Raw genomic sequence first — 240 nt, forward strand, 5'->3', positions numbered from 1 at the left:
GTTTATGACCGGTGTCCTGGTCAAGCTGGGGCTGCTGGGAACCGTGGTCGGCTTTATGCTGATGTTGGGGTCGGTGTCGGGGTTGGAGAATCTGGATACGTCTGACCTGAAAGTCCTGATGCAGCAAATGACCACCGGTATGGGCGTGGCGATGAATACCACACTGGTCGGGCTGGTTTGCAGCATTTTATTGGGGCTGCAATACCTGCTGCTGGATCGCTCTGCCGACCGCCTGGTGGC

The 240-nt window shown here is 57.5% G+C and carries 1 protein-coding gene; it reads left to right on the forward strand.

Annotated features, from left to right (window positions below; translation table 11 throughout):
- Positions 1–240, forward strand: a 240-nt coding sequence (locus Q4563_RS22265; protein WP_303606093.1) for a MotA/TolQ/ExbB proton channel family protein, incomplete at both ends; no start/stop codon positions are given.

The sequence above is a fragment of the Gilvimarinus sp. 1_MG-2023 genome (assembly GCF_030548285.1).